The sequence below is a fragment of the Methylotuvimicrobium sp. KM1 genome (assembly GCF_044788715.1).
In the GTDB taxonomy this organism is placed as follows: domain Bacteria; phylum Pseudomonadota; class Gammaproteobacteria; order Methylococcales; family Methylomonadaceae; genus Methylotuvimicrobium.
Window position 1 is genome coordinate 2,095,100 of record NZ_CP173170.1, and the last position, 15,311, is coordinate 2,110,410.

Annotated in this window: 12 protein-coding genes and 1 pseudogene; all 13 read left to right on the top strand. The window is 51.0% G+C overall.

Annotation, left to right across the window (positions count from 1 at the left end):
- Window positions 1-21: 21 nt before the first annotated feature.
- Window positions 22-2,277: a tetratricopeptide repeat protein gene (locus ACINK7_RS08860; protein WP_404360988.1), complete on the top strand. Its 2,256-nt coding sequence runs from the start codon at window positions 22-24 to the stop codon at window positions 2,275-2,277.
- Between the two features lie 57 nt (window positions 2,278-2,334).
- Window positions 2,335-2,898, top strand: coding sequence for a YSC84-related protein (locus ACINK7_RS08865; protein ID WP_404360989.1), 564 nt, complete (start codon window positions 2,335-2,337; stop codon window positions 2,896-2,898).
- A 131-nt stretch (window positions 2,899-3,029) separates the two neighbouring features.
- On the top strand, window positions 3,030-3,734 hold the full coding sequence (locus ACINK7_RS08870; protein ID WP_404360990.1) for a DUF3313 domain-containing protein: 705 nt from the start codon (window positions 3,030-3,032) through the stop codon (window positions 3,732-3,734).
- A 241-nt stretch (window positions 3,735-3,975) separates the two neighbouring features.
- On the top strand, window positions 3,976-4,449 hold the full coding sequence (locus tag ACINK7_RS08875; protein ID WP_404360991.1) for a glycine zipper family protein: 474 nt from the start codon (window positions 3,976-3,978) through the stop codon (window positions 4,447-4,449).
- Between the two features lie 47 nt (window positions 4,450-4,496).
- Complete coding sequence (locus ACINK7_RS08880) at window positions 4,497-6,920, top strand: mechanosensitive ion channel domain-containing protein (RefSeq protein ID WP_404360992.1); 2,424 nt, start codon at window positions 4,497-4,499, stop codon at window positions 6,918-6,920.
- A 110-nt stretch (window positions 6,921-7,030) separates the two neighbouring features.
- Window positions 7,031-7,888 carry a DUF2092 domain-containing protein gene (locus ACINK7_RS08885; protein WP_404360993.1) on the top strand — a complete coding sequence of 286 codons (858 nt, stop codon included), beginning with the start codon at window positions 7,031-7,033 and terminating at the stop codon, window positions 7,886-7,888.
- Window positions 7,885-8,754, top strand: a complete 870-nt coding sequence (locus ACINK7_RS08890; RefSeq protein WP_404360994.1) for a hypothetical protein — start codon at window positions 7,885-7,887, stop codon at window positions 8,752-8,754. The genes ACINK7_RS08885 and ACINK7_RS08890 overlap by 4 nt, the downstream gene beginning before the upstream one ends.
- Window positions 8,755-8,859: 105 nt before the next feature.
- Window positions 8,860-10,284: a carbohydrate porin gene (locus tag ACINK7_RS08895; protein ID WP_404360995.1), complete on the top strand. Its 1,425-nt coding sequence runs from the start codon at window positions 8,860-8,862 to the stop codon at window positions 10,282-10,284.
- 114 nt (window positions 10,285-10,398) lie between these two features.
- The gene (locus ACINK7_RS08900) at window positions 10,399-11,304 is read left to right on the top strand and encodes a transporter (protein ID WP_404360996.1); all 906 of its coding nucleotides are present in this window, start codon (window positions 10,399-10,401) and stop codon (window positions 11,302-11,304) included.
- A 129-nt stretch (window positions 11,305-11,433) separates the two neighbouring features.
- On the top strand, window positions 11,434-12,438 hold the full coding sequence (locus tag ACINK7_RS08905; RefSeq protein ID WP_404360997.1) for a DUF4105 domain-containing protein: 1,005 nt from the start codon (window positions 11,434-11,436) through the stop codon (window positions 12,436-12,438).
- 42 nt (window positions 12,439-12,480) lie between these two features.
- Window positions 12,481-13,782 (top strand): hypothetical protein, encoded by a 1,302-nt coding sequence (locus ACINK7_RS08910; RefSeq protein ID WP_404360998.1) that lies wholly within the window; start codon window positions 12,481-12,483, stop codon window positions 13,780-13,782.
- Between the two features lie 196 nt (window positions 13,783-13,978).
- Window positions 13,979-14,512 (top strand): hypothetical protein, encoded by a 534-nt coding sequence (locus tag ACINK7_RS08915; RefSeq protein ID WP_404360999.1) that lies wholly within the window; start codon window positions 13,979-13,981, stop codon window positions 14,510-14,512.
- A gap of 370 nt (window positions 14,513-14,882) precedes the next feature.
- Window positions 14,883-15,311, top strand: a pseudogene (locus ACINK7_RS08920) (DUF4136 domain-containing protein); the annotation flags it as partial.

The window sequence follows — 15,311 nt, forward strand, 5'->3', positions numbered from 1 at the left end:
TAGATCGCAGGAGTCCGTGACATGTCGGCTCCGGTCAGACCATATCGTAAGTCGCTGTTCGCGGCAGCGGCAGTGTTGCTGATTATCGGCGTGGCGGTGATCTTTGTCAGGACATCCGGCCATCCGTCATCGTCGAATGGCGATGTGGCGTCATCGAAAGCGATGGTCTTGTCCGGTCCTGAATTTGTCGGCAGAACCGTTTGCGCCGAGTGTCATGCCGAACAGGATCGCCTATGGAGGGGTTCGCATCATGATCTGGCAATGCAGAAAGCGGCAAGCGGCACGGTACTAGGTAACTTTGATGACACTGAATTCAGCAAGGACGGTATTGTCTCGCGATTCTTTCGCCGTGATGGCAGTTTTTGGGTGAACACCGATGGGCCGGAAGGCCGATTGGCCGACTTCGAAATCAAGTATGCATTCGGATTTTTTCCGCTGCAGCAATATCTGATTGAACTGCCGGGCGGGCGGCTCCAGGCACTTTCGATTGCCTGGGACAGCCGTTCAATAGAAGAGGGCGGTCAGCGCTGGTTTCATCTGTATCCGGATGAATCCACCGAGCATACAGACGAACTGCATTGGACAAAGCGTTCGCAGAATTGGAATTTCATGTGCGCCGAGTGCCATTCGACCAACTTGCAGAAAAATTACGATCCTGACACCCGCAGTTATCATACTGTTTGGTCGGAGATCGATGTATCCTGCGAGGCTTGTCACGGTCCGGCCTCTCGCCATGTCTCCTGGGCTGAACGCAAGCCCGGTTTCGAGCGTATCGATGCCGAAACCAAGGGCTTGATCGTTCAGTTAGATGAACGTCTCGGGAACCGATGGACGATCGATCCTGAGTTGGGTAATGTCCATCGCAATGTCCCACGCAGTGCGGATAAGGAAGTCCAAATTTGCGCCCGTTGCCATTCTCGACGCGCGCAGTTCTTCGCCGATTACCGCTACGGCTCGCTGATGAATTCGCATCTGCCGTCGTTGTTGCAAGAGAGCTTGTACCATGCCGACGGTCAGATCGACGGCGAAGTCTATGAATACGGTTCGTTCCTGCAAAGCAAGATGTACAGGTACGGCGTGACTTGCAGCGATTGCCACGAACCTCACTCGCTGAAACTGCGCGCGGAGGGCAATGGCGTTTGTTTGCAATGCCATGCAGCCGAACAATTCGACAACGAGCGTCATCATTTTCATGAACTCGGCGCTCCCGGTTCTCGGTGCGTCGACTGTCACATGCCGGCCAAGACCTATATGGTCGTCGATGTGCGCCGCGATCACGGTTTTAGAATTCCGCGTCCTGACTTGTCGGAACAAATCAGCACGCCGAATGCCTGCAATGCTTGCCATAGCGATCAAACGTCCCGTTGGGCGGCCGATATCGTCCGGCAGCGCTACGGACATGATCCGAAGGGGTACCAACATTTTGCCGAAGCGCTGCATGCCGCGCGGTTCGGCGCAAGCGATACCAATGCGCGGTTAACCGCGTTGTTGAAAGATAAAAATCAACCGGCAATCGCGCGGGCCACCGCGGTTGCGGAGCTTGGCAATAGGTTAAGCTCCGAACTGTTCCCGCTTTTAACGGAAGCTTTGAACGATCCTGAACCGTTGCTGCGCAGTTCGGCGCTTGAAGCCTTGTCCCAATTGCCGCCCGAGCAGCGCTGGCCGATTGCGCATCAGCTCTTGCGCGATCCGGTGCGAACAGTGCGAGCGCTTGCCGCATCGGCTCTCGCTGGTACTTCAGAGCACAGTATTCCGCCTGATGAAAGAGCCGAATTTAGGCAAGCCATGAATGAATATCTTAGCGCGTTGCGCTTGAACGCGGACGACCCGGCGGCACAAGTCAATCTAGGCAATTTTTATTCGGTTCGAGACGAGACCGATTCCGCCGAGCGGGCCTACCGGGAAGCCTTGCAACTCGATCCGAACTGGGTGCCGGCGTATATCAATCTCGCCGATCTGCTACGCCGGCTCAAGCGCGACGGTGACGGCGAAAGAGTGCTTCGAGAAGGTTTGAATCATGCGCCGAAATCGGCAGTGCTTCATCACAGCCTGGGGCTGTTGCAGGCACGTAACAAGAATCTGATGGAGGCCTTGGCCTCGTTGAAACAAGCGGTTGATTTCGATCCCGGTGCGCCGCAGTTCAGCTATGTCTATGCTCTGGCTCTTTCCAGTGCGGGTAAGAATAAGGAGGCCCGCGAGTTTGTCGAGTCTGCCCTGAAGCGGCTACCTCATAATCCTTCATTGATCGCATTGAATGACCAATTGACTCAGGAGTGAATCGTGAACTCACTCAATTCGATTAAGAAAACTCATCCATCAACACAGAGAATGCCCATGAAAACTCGTTTATTACCTTGCTTAATACTCATCACCGTATCGATCTTGGCAGGCTGCCAGGCCGGCGGTGGTGCACCAAGGTCGTCTTCGTCCGCCGGGCAAATCGACCACGATGTCAATGCGGCTCTCGCGAAGCTTTACCAACAATCGCCCAACCTCCGGCAATTGGCGGCGCGAGCAAAAGGCGTATTGGTGTTTCCGAATGTAGTAAAAGCCGGATTCATCGGCGGCGCGCAATACGGTAAAGGAGCGATGCGAAAAGGCGGCAGAACGGTCGGTTATTACAGAATGGTAGCCGGATCTTACGGTTTACAAGCCGGGGTGCAATCGTTCGATTATGCTTTGTTTTTCATGAACGATGCCGCGTTGGCTCATCTCGACAGCAGTGCGGGATTTGAAATCGGGGTCGGCCCGAGCGTTGTCGTTCTGGATGAGGGAATAGCCAAAACGATGACGACGACGACCCTTCGCGACGACGTTTATGCGGTGGTATTCGGGCAGAGAGGCTTGATGGCCGGCTTGGGATTGCAAGGCTCCAAAATTACCCGAATAAATCCCTAAACCAATAGAAGAATCGACTTTATGCCAAAGCAGCACATGGGCTGCGTTCATCTTACAACTTCAGGTAAGACGTCGGAGAAAGCCTTATACATTTAGTGGAAACAACAGTTACAAATCAGGAGACTAATGAAATGAGAAACAATAACAAAAGAACAAAACTGGGGATTTTCGGCTTGATTCTGGTCATCCCGATGCTAGGGTGTGCACCGACCAAGCAAGCAAGAGACGTCGAACCCGCCGGTTTTCTAGGGGATTATTCGATGCTCGGGGAAGGAAAAGAAGGCGAGGCGCTTAAAATTTATCTCAATCCGTCTTATCAGAGCACTTGTCATAACTATGACAAGGTCTTGATTGAGCCTGTCCGGATTTGGGTCAGCGGAAACAAAGATTTGGCCGAAATGCCGCTCGCAGAAAGACAGGTCTTAGTCAATCACATGCATGGCTCATTGGTTGACGAGTTGGGCAAACATTATCGAATCGTTCGAACCCCCGAACCCGGAACGATAAGAATCAGAACGGCGATCACCGAGGCGGAGGGATCATGGGTCGCATTGGATACCGTCTCCTCGTTCGTGCCGCAGTTATTGGTCATGTCGACAATTAAAGAAGTGGCCACCGGAACAGCGACTTTTGTCGGCAGGGCCGGTGCCGAAGCGGATATCACCGATGCAATGACCGGAGAACGGATTGCCGCGGCTGTCGATCGTAGAGTCGGAAAGAAGTCCTACGAAGGCGTCACTCAACAATGGGATGATGTGACACGGTCTTTCGATTATTGGGCGGGGCGCATGGCATACCGTTTGGCGAATTGCGGCGCGATGCCGCCCGAGCAATGAGATTGACGCGCCTTTACCGGCTTCAATCATTCAACCTAAATTCGGCAGTTTAACGATGACGCACATGAAGTTCATGAAGGATTCAATAAATTACCAAAACATTCTCGCTAACCTTTTTGGTGAGCGAAAGTTCTATACAAACTTATAACAAGTTATTGTATTAACTTCTTATTCTTCATGATCTTCATGGTGAAATGCTTTTTCTAGGTTCAAACGATAACAATACAAAAGGGATACAAAAATGAATAGATCAATTAGCAAATTTATGCAGGCCATCATCGTCTGTGTTATGGGGGGGGTAATCGTATCACCGGCGGTTTGGGCGCAGGGAAATCTGATGATTTACCCAAAAATGGGACAAAATCCGCAACAACAGCAGCAGGATCGATACAACTGCCACGGTTGGTCGGTGCAGCAATCCGGCTACGATCCCAGCAACCCGCCTGCTCAAAGTTCGGGTCCAAGCTTTGGTAGCGCCTCTAGAGAAACGCTAAGGGGAGGCGCGCGTGGTGCTGCGGCCGGCGCGGCTATCGGCGCGATTGCCGGCGATGCCGGAAAGGGTGCGGCTATCGGCGCCGTTGGTGGCGCCATGAGGCGCGGATTTCAGGAGCGTGATAATCAGCGACAAGCCGCATCGGCACCGCCACCCGGACTCGACAACTATAACCGCGCGATGAAGTCTTGCTTGGAAGCGCTCGGGTATTCGGTCAATTGATCAACCTAACGGGGTTGGCAATGTTTCGCAAACTCCTCGGCTTTTAAATGAAAATTCCGGTTTCGGGCAACCGACGCAGCAATTCTCGCATTGGGATTCATGCGTTATCGATGCAGGCATTACTGCGTTTGAACGTCGTTGTTTGTTTGATTTTGCTAATGCCGTTGGCGTGGGGTGCGAGTGATTCGGCAACGCGCAATGATGTGGATGCGTCCGGCAAGGAACGCGTAGCCTCAATCAAATCGAGGCTTGCACAAGTACAAAGCCGTCTGTCCACACTGCCTGCCGACGGCTCGGGAGCGCCTACGGAAGCGGATGGCGATGAATGGTCGGAGTACAAGAGACTACTTAACCTGATCGCCAACACCTATGAATCTCATCTCGATGCATTGAAGAAACTGAATGCTATGCGCGTTGCACGGCAAGATTTTCACGAGCAATCATCGGCTTGGTTCAGTTTTTCGGAACCCGGGCCTTATTCTGTCGATTTCGTCGATGATTTATGGAACCAATTGCGAGCCAAGGAACGAGAAATCGAAGCAGTCCGTATCGAACAAGCGATGTATGCCAATCTACTGGAAACCCGTCGGCTCGCGCTCCGGGGTTCCGAACAAGCGTTAAGAAAAGCTGAGGAACAACTGGAGGCTGCCGAACCTGCAGCTGCGGACCGGTTGCGATGGTATCGAGACCTGAGCGCTCTTCGTAATCAGCTAGATCAAGCACGCGTCGCATCACTCGATACCGAGCGGGAGTTTCGGGACGAAATGCTGAGTTTACGTAGCGGCCAAAATGAACTGATGCTTCGCCAAGTCAAGGTAGCAAGCCTGGCATCGCCTCTTAGCGAACAGAATCTTGACGCCAAGCTCGCGGTATTGACGCAGTTACAGCTGGAACTGGACAAGGAGACTCAGCAAGCGATCGATATAGATCGGATGCTCCAGAAGCAATGGCGCCAAACCAGCGATCGATTACGCGAGGCCGAGGCATTCACCAGCGCGCTGCTTCCGGACGTGGCCGAACAGCAGAAGCGAAATATCGAACAATTGCAGTCAGAATTACGCACGCAAGTCATCGAAGCCGAGGCATCGAGTACGACGCTCAAAGTCATGCGGTTGTTGGGCAGAATAGTGGTCGCACGCCGTCATCTTTGGGAAACGCGTTATCGATTCGAAAACGAGGGCGACCTAAAAACGTTTGAAGATGCATTGCATGACATCGATCAAGGATATGGTCAATTAAATTTATGGCGGCAATATTTCCTTGCCAGTCTCAATAAGACACGCAGTCTTTTGGACAATCAAGAAAAAAAGCTTGCCGACTGGAAACCCGAATACGGCAACCGAGAATTAGCGGAACGAGAAAGGCTCGCTTATTCTCGGCAAGAGGTGATGCTACGGCGCATAGCCGTCGAAGCCGATGAGTTGGATGCGATGCTACGTAGTTTGAAGCAATCGGTAGAATTGCGTTATGAAGGCGTTACTTTGGGCGAGCGCCTGAATGAGCTTTATATTAATGTTGGCGGTGCGGTCGGTAAATTGTGGGATTTCGAGCTTTTTACGGTCGACGATAAAATCGTTGCCGAAGGCCGGGAGATCGTCAGTCAACGCAGCGTAACCGTCGGCAAGATCGTCCACATGTTATTGATTTTGGGGATCGGATTATGGCTGATCTCCAGAATTGCCGATCGTGGCGGTCAGTTGATGGCGAAATATCTGCCCGGACGAGAGAGTGCGATACTGCTGAGCTTAAGGTTATTTACGCTATTCGCCGTTATCGGAATCGTCGTTTATGCATTAGTAAGAGTTCACATACCGCTTACCGTATTTACATTTTTCGGAGGCGCATTGGCGATCGGCATCGGATTCGGCGCGCAAAATATTATCAACAACTTTATCAGCGGTTTGATTCTGTTGGTGGAACGCCCGATTAAGGTAGGCGATATCGTAAACGTCGAAGGAGTAAAAGGTAAGATAACGCATATCGGTGGACGTTGTTGCCAAGTGCACCGTTTCGACGGTATCGACATGCTGATACCGAACAGCAGTTTCTTGGAAAAGAGCGTCACTAACTGGACACTCTCCGATCAGTCAATCCGCTGCACGATTACCGTCGGCATCGCTTACGGTTCTCCGGTGCGCGAAGCGTTACTATTGGCTGAACAAGCGGCTAGAGAACATGGTTTGGTGCTCGACTCTCCTGCTCCTGAAGTCTATCTGGAGGAGTTCGGCGACAATGCACTCAATCTGGCCTTGGATTTTTGGGTCGGTAATTTGAAACAGATCAATCGACGCCGTGTGATGAGCGATATTCGTCATCGTATCGTTAAACTGTTCGGCGAACGAGGCATCGAGATTGCGTTTCCTCAGCGCGACGTACATGTAGACAGCAATAAGCCAATCAAAGTGGAGTTTGTATCGGCAGAGACAGAAACACCATCCAATTTGACAAGGGCTGTCGACAGAGCGGAATGAACCTAAATATATCGGTTCAGCTAAGACCGCTCGCTTCATCCAAAGAACATAATGAGGAGGTAAGCCATGAACAATTACATTTTGACGCAATCACCCAAAGGAGGTGACTTATGAAGACAACGATAAAAACGAGACTTCGTACCGCGCTATGCGGGGCGGTTCTGGCGGCAACGGCGGGTTGTGTCGAAAGACCGATGGTGACGCATTCAGAAACTTTGGCTTCCCATGGAGCGGTCACTCATACACTCGCCGAACCGGTGGAGGTTAAGGATATTCTTATGCGCATGGCCGAATTCCTAGCCAAGACTCCGAAATACAGTGTGAATCTTGAGAGCAGTTACGACGTGCTTCAGGAGTCGGGACAGATGATTGAATTCGGAGAAAGCCGGAGAATTGTCGTCAGTCGGCCCAACGGATTGCGCGTCGAAATCGAGCATAGCGACGGCGAGCGGCACCTCGTTCAATATGACGGGAATGACATAACGACGTTCAGCCCGACTCACAATGTTTATGCGCAAATTGCCAAGCCGGGCGGGATCGACGAGGCGGTCATGTATTTCCTCAGAGATCTCGGCATGCGCTTGCCGCTGGCGATGCTCCTGGTAAGCCGGCTGCCGGAAGAGCTGGAACGTAGGACTCTGGCGCTCGATTATGTCGAGAAGACTGTTGTCGACGGAACACCGACCCATCATTTGGCGGGACGCACCGAAACGGTGGATTATCAAGTTTGGATTGCGGAAGGCGCTCGACCGCTGCCGCTTCGTATCATCTTGAGCTATAAGAACGCAGAGGGGCATCCGTCATTCAGAGCGCAGTTTTTCGATTGGAGCCTGATGCCCGAAATCCAAGACTCCCAGTTTACGTTCAACCCAACCGATGGCATGAGGAAAATCGCCTTTGCTGCGGAATTACACAAAATTGCACATGAGGGTTCGATACGTCCGGAAGAAAGTGGAGGAAAACAATGAACACTAAAATCAAAACAGTCGCAACAACTTTTATAGCTTCTATCGTGATTTTGATCGCAACCAACGATGAAGCAACCGCGCGAGGCATGGGTGGAGGAGGCGGCGCTTCCCGTGGTGGGGGCGGAGGTTACTTGCGAGGCGGAGGCGCTGGCGGTTATTCTCGAAGCGGCGCCGCCGCGAGCGGCAGCTTCTCCTCCGGTGCGGGCCGATACGGTTCGGCGAGGTCCGGAAGTTCTGCGGCAGCGGCATCCAGAACGGCTAGCCGGTCCCAGGCCGCGCAGACCGCTTCGACAAGCCGATCTCAGACCGCGCAGACGGCTTCCACGAACAGGGCGTCGACCCAGCAAAGCCGGCAAGGCAGCTCAACCGAAAATCAGGCACAACGTCAGGATTACAGGCTAGACAGCCAAAGTCAGCGCCAGCAATATTCGAATGAAAACGTCGAGACCCGTCAACAAGGCGCTACAAGTCGAACCCAAGATCGTCAACAAACCGCGCAGTCCTATCAAGGCGCTTACCCTCCAGGTTATCGTCCGCCGGCAGGGGCTTACTATCCGCCGCCTCAAGGTTATTACGACGATAACCATTGGGACGACGGCGAAGTCGCCGCCGTGGCGCTCGGTGCAGCTGCGGTGGGTGCTATGGCGGGATACGCAGCAGGGGAGTCATCATCCGCGACAACGGCACCCCCGCCTTCGACAGTCGTCTATTCGGCACCTCCGCCTACAGCTTCGACCGGCCTGCCCTGTACGCCCAATACGACGATGGTTAACGGCATAACCTATTATCAATGCGGGGCCTCTTGGTATACCCAAGCTTACGGCAATAACGGCGTCATTTATATGCCGGTAGCGCCGCCTAACTAAGGTTAGGCGCAACACGACGAGAACGCAACTTTTTGAATTGCGTTCTCGATTTAAAGGTTTTGCTCGGAATAATTTGTTTACCACCGGACTTTTGTCATGAACCCCATGAATTTTTCGTTAACTTTCCTACGAGTAAAGAATGCTGCGCCGATTCTACTCTGCACGATTCTGCAGATGGCTGCAAACCCGTATGCCAACGCGCTAGGGCCGATCGATACGCCGCCGACTTGGGGCGGCGACTTGTCATCGCGGCCTCGGCTCAGCGGCAGTTGGGGCGGGTCGAGAGACGAATTGGCTAAGAAGGGTGTAGTGTTGGACGCAGACATGTATTTGCTTCCGCAGGGTGTCGTTGCCGGCGGTAAGGATACGGCGGCGGAATTCTGGGGCAACGTCGACTACTCGCTTGATCTGGACATGGGCAAAATGGGACTCTGGCCGGGCGGTTTCTTCAAGTTCGAAGGTGTTTCAAGCTTCGGCAATACACTTTACAACGATGTCGGCGCCGTTGTGCCCACTAACGCATCCTATTTGTTTCCCGGTATCAATGAAGCCGATAGCGCGCTGATGGGTGCGACATTCACGCAATTTTTCAGTCCCCAATTCGGCGTATTCATGGGGAAAGTCAATCTGTTCGATTTTACGCCGACTGAATTCTACGGCAATTATCGCACTCAGTTTTCGAATGCGGCGATGAATTTCTCGATGGCTTATGCGATGGTTCCGCTCTCGGCTTATGGCGGCGGAATTTTGTTGTTGCCGACGGAAAATATTACGCTGGCGGCGATGGCTCTCGATGCGAGCGGCACGCCGTCAGATAATGATGTCGGCAAGGCTTTTGATGACGGTACGACCGTCGTTAGTGCGGCCAATATCAAAATCAAGCCGTTCGGGCTGGTCGGTCATCAGAGTGTCAGCGGGATATGGAGTGACAAGACCCGTTTTTCTCTGGATCAGGACCCTACCAACATAGGACGTATGCTTTTGAACGAACGATTTCCCAGGCTTGCAAACCCCGGCCCGATACTCAGTCGGATTCTCGAGCGATTTTTTCCGGAACTGCTCGTCCCGGTTAGACCGGCGAACCGAAAAGACAACACCTGGGCGGTCATTTACAGCTTCGATCAGTATTTATGGCAGCCGGAAGGCGATTCGAGCAAAGGTATCGGCCTTTTCTTCAGCTTTGGCGCTACAGACGGTAATCCGAATCCCATTCAGTACAGTTATCTGATGGGAATCGGCGGCAAGGGCGTCATGCCTGGTCGGCCTGACGACTCGTTCGGCATTGGCTGGGCGCGCACGCAATTCAGCGACCATTTTGTGCCGCTACTTCGCGAGCGGCTCAATCTCGGGCTCGATTACGAAGACGCAATAGAATTGTATTACACCGCTTCGGTTACGCCTTGGCTCAGTTTGAGCCCCAATCTGCAGATTATCAACTCGGCGATGAATAAAACACTCAACAGCAATGGTGAGTTGCAAGGCTTGGATACGACGCTCGAAGCGAGTCTGCGTATGAATATCAAATTTTAATCGGCTTCAAGTGTTGATTCGAAAAGACAATGTTCAAACCGGTTCGACTGTGAAAAAAACCGGCAAAACATATAAACTCGAGCCGTTGCCAAGCAATGGCCGTAGAGGACTGTGATGCGGATAGTTAACTTTTTCGCGATGTTTTTCGTATTCGTGACTTTTCGTACGCAAGGCCAGGAGCTGGAGCCGCGCTCGTATGTCAACACTCCCGTGGGTCTGAATTTTCTGGTCATGGGTTACGGACTCACGGAAGGCGGTGTCGCGACCGATCCTTCGTTGCCTTTACAAGATGCGCAGCTCCAGGTTCATTCTATGTTTTTTGCCTATGCTCGTTCGCTGGATGTCTTAGGTAAGTCCGCCAAGTTTGACGTAGTGGTGCCCTATGCCTGGCTTTCAGGCGACGCCAAGGCATTTGGTCAAACTCGCGAGCGCCGCGTGGACGGCTTCGCCGATCCGCGTTTTCGCTTTTCGATCAACCTTTTCGGCGCTCCCGCATATCCTTTGGATGATTTCAAGCATTATCGACAAGACCTTGTTATCGGCACCGTTCTAGAAGTGACGGCGCCGGGCGGGCAATACGACGCCGACAAACTCGTTAACATCGGTACCAATCGGTGGTCTATCAAACCGGAGATAGGCATTGCCAAGAGTTTTGGACCTTTAACATTGGAGTTGGCCGGTGGGGTCCGATTCTTCAGCGAAAACGATGAGTTTTTCGGCGGTCAACTGCGTGAACAGGAGCCTATCTATTCTGTTCAGGGGCATCTCGTTTACAGCTTCGGATACGGTATCTGGGCAGCTGTGGACGGTACATTTTATACCGGAGGTCGGACCACCGTGGACGGATCAAAAAGTAACGACCGGTTGGAAAATTCACGTATGGGCGCCACACTGGCATTGCCCGTAAACCGTTATAACTCCGTCAAAATCTATTACAGTACCGGCGTCTCGACCCGTATCGGAAGCGACTTCGATGTGGCGGGCATTGCTTGGCAATATCGCTTCGGCGGAGGGTTCTGAGATGAGATTGAGCGAAGTTTTATTACCCCGTCGTTTATTGCATTCAGAGCGAAAGTGTCAATTTGGGGGAAGGCACTGTGATATCGACATACTAACCATGATCTTTGAGTTCGGGAGCACTTTCAAAACATGAGGCGATTCATCGAGTTGTCATTAATGGCGTTGATTATTATCGCGACTTCCGTATGGGGGGCTCTTGCCGTTTATTTCGGCGATTCGGATAGCGGCATTATCCGGAATTTTTTATCCGCCGGTTTTGGTGTGTTCAGTCTGGTTACACTGATTAGCCTGGGATTTCAACATTGGCGTAAACGCTGCCTTTACGGCTATGGGGTTGTATTTTCGCTAATTCTGATCTGGTGGCTTTCGATCAGTCCTTCGAACGATCGGCAATGGCAACCGGATGTCGCGAAGTTGGCTCATGCTACCTTCGACGGCGACAAAGTCACCGTTCACAATATCCGTAATTTCGACTACCGGAGCGAATTCACTTATGTGCCGGCTTATTACACGAAAACCTTCGACTTGAACAAATTGGAAGGCGTCGATTTGTTCTCGGTATATTGGATGGGGCCTGCGATTGCGCACACGATTCTGAGCTTCAATTTCGGCGACGGTGGTCATCTGACGGTTTCGATCGAAGCACGCAAGGAGTTGAGCGAAGGCTATTCGACGATCAAGGGTTTTTTCCGGCAGTATGAGCTGATCTATATCGTCGCGGACGAGCGCGATGTGATTCGGCTGCGCACAAATTATCGAAACGATCCGCCTGAACAGGTCTATCTATACCGGCTACAAGGGCCCCCGCAAAACGCTAAACGTCTGTTTTTGGAGTACCTGGACAAGATCAATTCGCTGAACGAAAAACCCGAGTTTTACAATACCTTGGCGGACAACTGCACGACCGCCATCTGGCTACGTTCGCGCATCAATCCTGAGCATCTACGCTTTTCCTGGAAAATACTTTTGAGCGGCTATTTGCCGGAATATCTCTATGAATCTCAACGGCTGAATACCCGGATTCCGTTCAACGAATTACAAAAACAGTCGTTGATCAATGAACGGGCGCTGAGAACCGATCAAGAGGACGATTTTTCAAGACGTATCCGTACGGTAATTCTCAAACACAATTAATACTTTTCACTATCAACTTTGAAATGCAAGGAAAATAAACCTATGAATATCAATTCGAAACACCTGAATGTAAAACCAGGTCACTTGCTATCGTCTATGGTAGTGACGATGTTGTTATCGGGATGCACCGGAATCGGCAAGGGCATGGTCGAGGCAATGCTGGAAAAATCGGAAGCCGAGGATACCCGAGTCTGCCAAGTCTGGGGGCAGCCCTTTACCGGAATTAGCTCCGGTTTGGGTAAGCAGCAGGGTAAAACCAAGCTGCTATTCGTGCATGGCGTCGGCGATCATCTGCCGGGCTATACGACCCAATTCATGGAGAAATTAGCCAAACAGTTGGACTTGAACGTACGTTCGGAAACCCCAAAAAATATCACGTTGAACGCACCTTTAGTTCCGGATAAGGAACTCGGTAATCTACGCATCACGCAGCTTCTTAACGAAAAAGATAAACGGGAACTTATTTTTTATGAATGGACTTGGTCGAACATTACTCGAGACCAAAAAGCGTTGCTGGCATTCGACAATTCGGGAGACTACGAATTCAGGCGTGCCAGAATCAACAGTATGCTGAAAAAATTCAGCAATGATACAGGTCCCGATCCGATTATTTATTTGGGAGAAAGCAGAGAAGCGATTTTGGCGGGCTTTGCGCAATCATTTTGTTGGATGGCCAGTGGCGATTGGCTGGATCTTCCTGACAGCGGCAGTCATACCTGTACCGGCTTGCATGATGAAAATATCGACCATATCGCGCATGACGACTATGTTTTTATTTCGCACAGCTTGGGCAGCCGTATCACGATCGACGGCATGCAGCGCATTGCGTTTCTTTTGGCGAATGCTGAAAAATTTGCCGATTCTAGCCAGGAAACTGAGTTGACTAGGGCATCCATCGAGGCTTTGCAAAATAAACGCTTACCCATCTACATGCTGTCGAACCAGTTGCCAATGCTGCAATTAGGAAGAAAACTTCCCGAAGTGAGCGGCCAAGCAGAAAGCTATTGCAGTCCCGCAAGCAACCGTTACCATGAGCGCCTGGTCAACGAAACGACGATCGTTGCGTTTAGCGATCCCAACGACTTGTTAAGTTACGGTATACCGCCGGGATTCAAAGACAAGTATCTGGATTCGAGACTTTGTGCAGCAGTCACTAATGTCAACATCAACATCGCCAAGATCATCGATGCATTCGGCCTAAGCGATCTGGCCAATCCGTTGGAAGCCCATTTAGGTTACGATCGAGATGATCGCGTCGTCGCGTTGATTGCCAACGGCATCGGTCACCCGAATGCATTGCCGTTGGTCGAAGAAAAATGTGAATTTGTCAAAACCGTCAAATGAATTCAAGCACGTCACAATTTTGGTAGCTGAAACCGGGCTAACCCTATGTCGGCTTTCACGAAAAATCGTGGCGCGCTTGCCGATCTATTCTTTGTTTATCAATCTATGAAAGGCCAAAATCATGTCAAAACAATTCAGACTCCTGATCACCGCCTTGATAATGATGACATTATTTACGGCATGTTCTACAACCCACGTGGCGACGCAGTCAAAACGCGCAGCTATTGAACAATTACTCTTGAGCGAGGCATTGATTCGCAGCCTTCCTCAGGAAGCCGACAGTTTGTTACCGATATCGACGGGTGCGAATGTCTTTCTCGAAATTTCCGGCATCAGTGGAGATGAAAAGCTTGTGCGGGATGTTTTGGCCGGATGGTTGGGCCAACAGGGTTACTTTGTACAAAATGAGGCCGCAAAGGCATCGTATCGCATCAACGCTATTCTTTCGTCTTTGGGAACCGAATCCGGTAAAACATTAGTCGGCATACCCGAGGTTGAAGGCAACTTTATTTCGATTGGAGAGCTCGCGTTTTATAAAGCGGAACACCAAACAGGCTATGCAAATTTGTTCTTTGATGTTTTCGAATTGCCTTCAGGTAAACATATTTTCCGGACATCGTCATTTCTCGCTGAAACGTTCTATAACTATTACACCGCATTTCTAATATTCGATTTCAACAGAACAAATCTGATTAAGCCGCCCCGGCTGCATTCATTTCAACATGAATGAAATACTGATGTGGCTAAAGCTGAGATCAAGCTTAACGCCCGGTTTTATAACATAACCGGCGTGAATTGGTGATTTGCCTAAATTGTTACATGGTGTAAATATTCAGTTCCCCTCTTTGAAAAAGAGGGGATAGGGAAGATTTTTTAAATTAATTCCCCTTTTTAAAAAGGGGAAGCCAAGTCGACAACTTGTTTTGGATGCAGGAGACTGAATAATTACCACATGGTTCTTTGGTCAATAAAATTAAATTGGTTTTTTCATGATTACAACTATCAAGCCCTATGCCATTCTTGTTGCAAGCCTCTGTTTGGCGGCCTGTTCATCGGTCCAAGTTGTCACGGACTATGATCGCTAGGCGTCTTTCGATTGCTATAAAACTTATACTTTAGAGCCTTCCGGTGCACCGATTCCAATGGCGCCATCGGTTGAGGCGGCGCTGCGAGATTCTCTACGGACGCAATTGTACGCTCACGGCATCATCGAGGTATCCGAAAACGCAGACCTTCATGTCGTGCGGCATGTATCGACCAAACAAAAAGTAACAGTCCATCAATCGCCCGGCGTTCCTTATCGTTACGGTCGCTACGGAGCATGGGCAGGTGCCTCGTACGGTTATACCGATGTTTCTCAATACACGGAAGGCACTTTAATACTGGACTTCGTCGATGCAAAGACACAGAAATTAGTGTTTCGTGGAGCCATCACCGGTACCGTCGGTAAACCGGAAACGAACGCCGAACGAATCCGGGAGGGTGTGGAAAAAGTCATCCAAAATTATCCTGCAATAGTTGCACATTGA

Coding starts and splice junctions, on each gene's coding strand:
- ACINK7_RS08860 (WP_404360988.1), top strand. CDS start 22: ATGTCGGCTCCGGTCAGACCATATCGTAAGTCGCTGTTCGCGGCAGCG.
- ACINK7_RS08865 (WP_404360989.1), top strand. CDS start 2,335: ATGAAAACTCGTTTATTACCTTGCTTAATACTCATCACCGTATCGATC.
- ACINK7_RS08870 (WP_404360990.1), top strand. CDS start 3,030: ATGAGAAACAATAACAAAAGAACAAAACTGGGGATTTTCGGCTTGATT.
- ACINK7_RS08875 (WP_404360991.1), top strand. CDS start 3,976: ATGAATAGATCAATTAGCAAATTTATGCAGGCCATCATCGTCTGTGTT.
- ACINK7_RS08880 (WP_404360992.1), top strand. CDS start 4,497: ATGAAAATTCCGGTTTCGGGCAACCGACGCAGCAATTCTCGCATTGGG.
- ACINK7_RS08885 (WP_404360993.1), top strand. CDS start 7,031: ATGAAGACAACGATAAAAACGAGACTTCGTACCGCGCTATGCGGGGCG.
- ACINK7_RS08890 (WP_404360994.1), top strand. CDS start 7,885: ATGAACACTAAAATCAAAACAGTCGCAACAACTTTTATAGCTTCTATC.
- ACINK7_RS08895 (WP_404360995.1), top strand. CDS start 8,860: ATGAATTTTTCGTTAACTTTCCTACGAGTAAAGAATGCTGCGCCGATT.
- ACINK7_RS08900 (WP_404360996.1), top strand. CDS start 10,399: ATGCGGATAGTTAACTTTTTCGCGATGTTTTTCGTATTCGTGACTTTT.
- ACINK7_RS08905 (WP_404360997.1), top strand. CDS start 11,434: ATGAGGCGATTCATCGAGTTGTCATTAATGGCGTTGATTATTATCGCG.
- ACINK7_RS08910 (WP_404360998.1), top strand. CDS start 12,481: ATGAATATCAATTCGAAACACCTGAATGTAAAACCAGGTCACTTGCTA.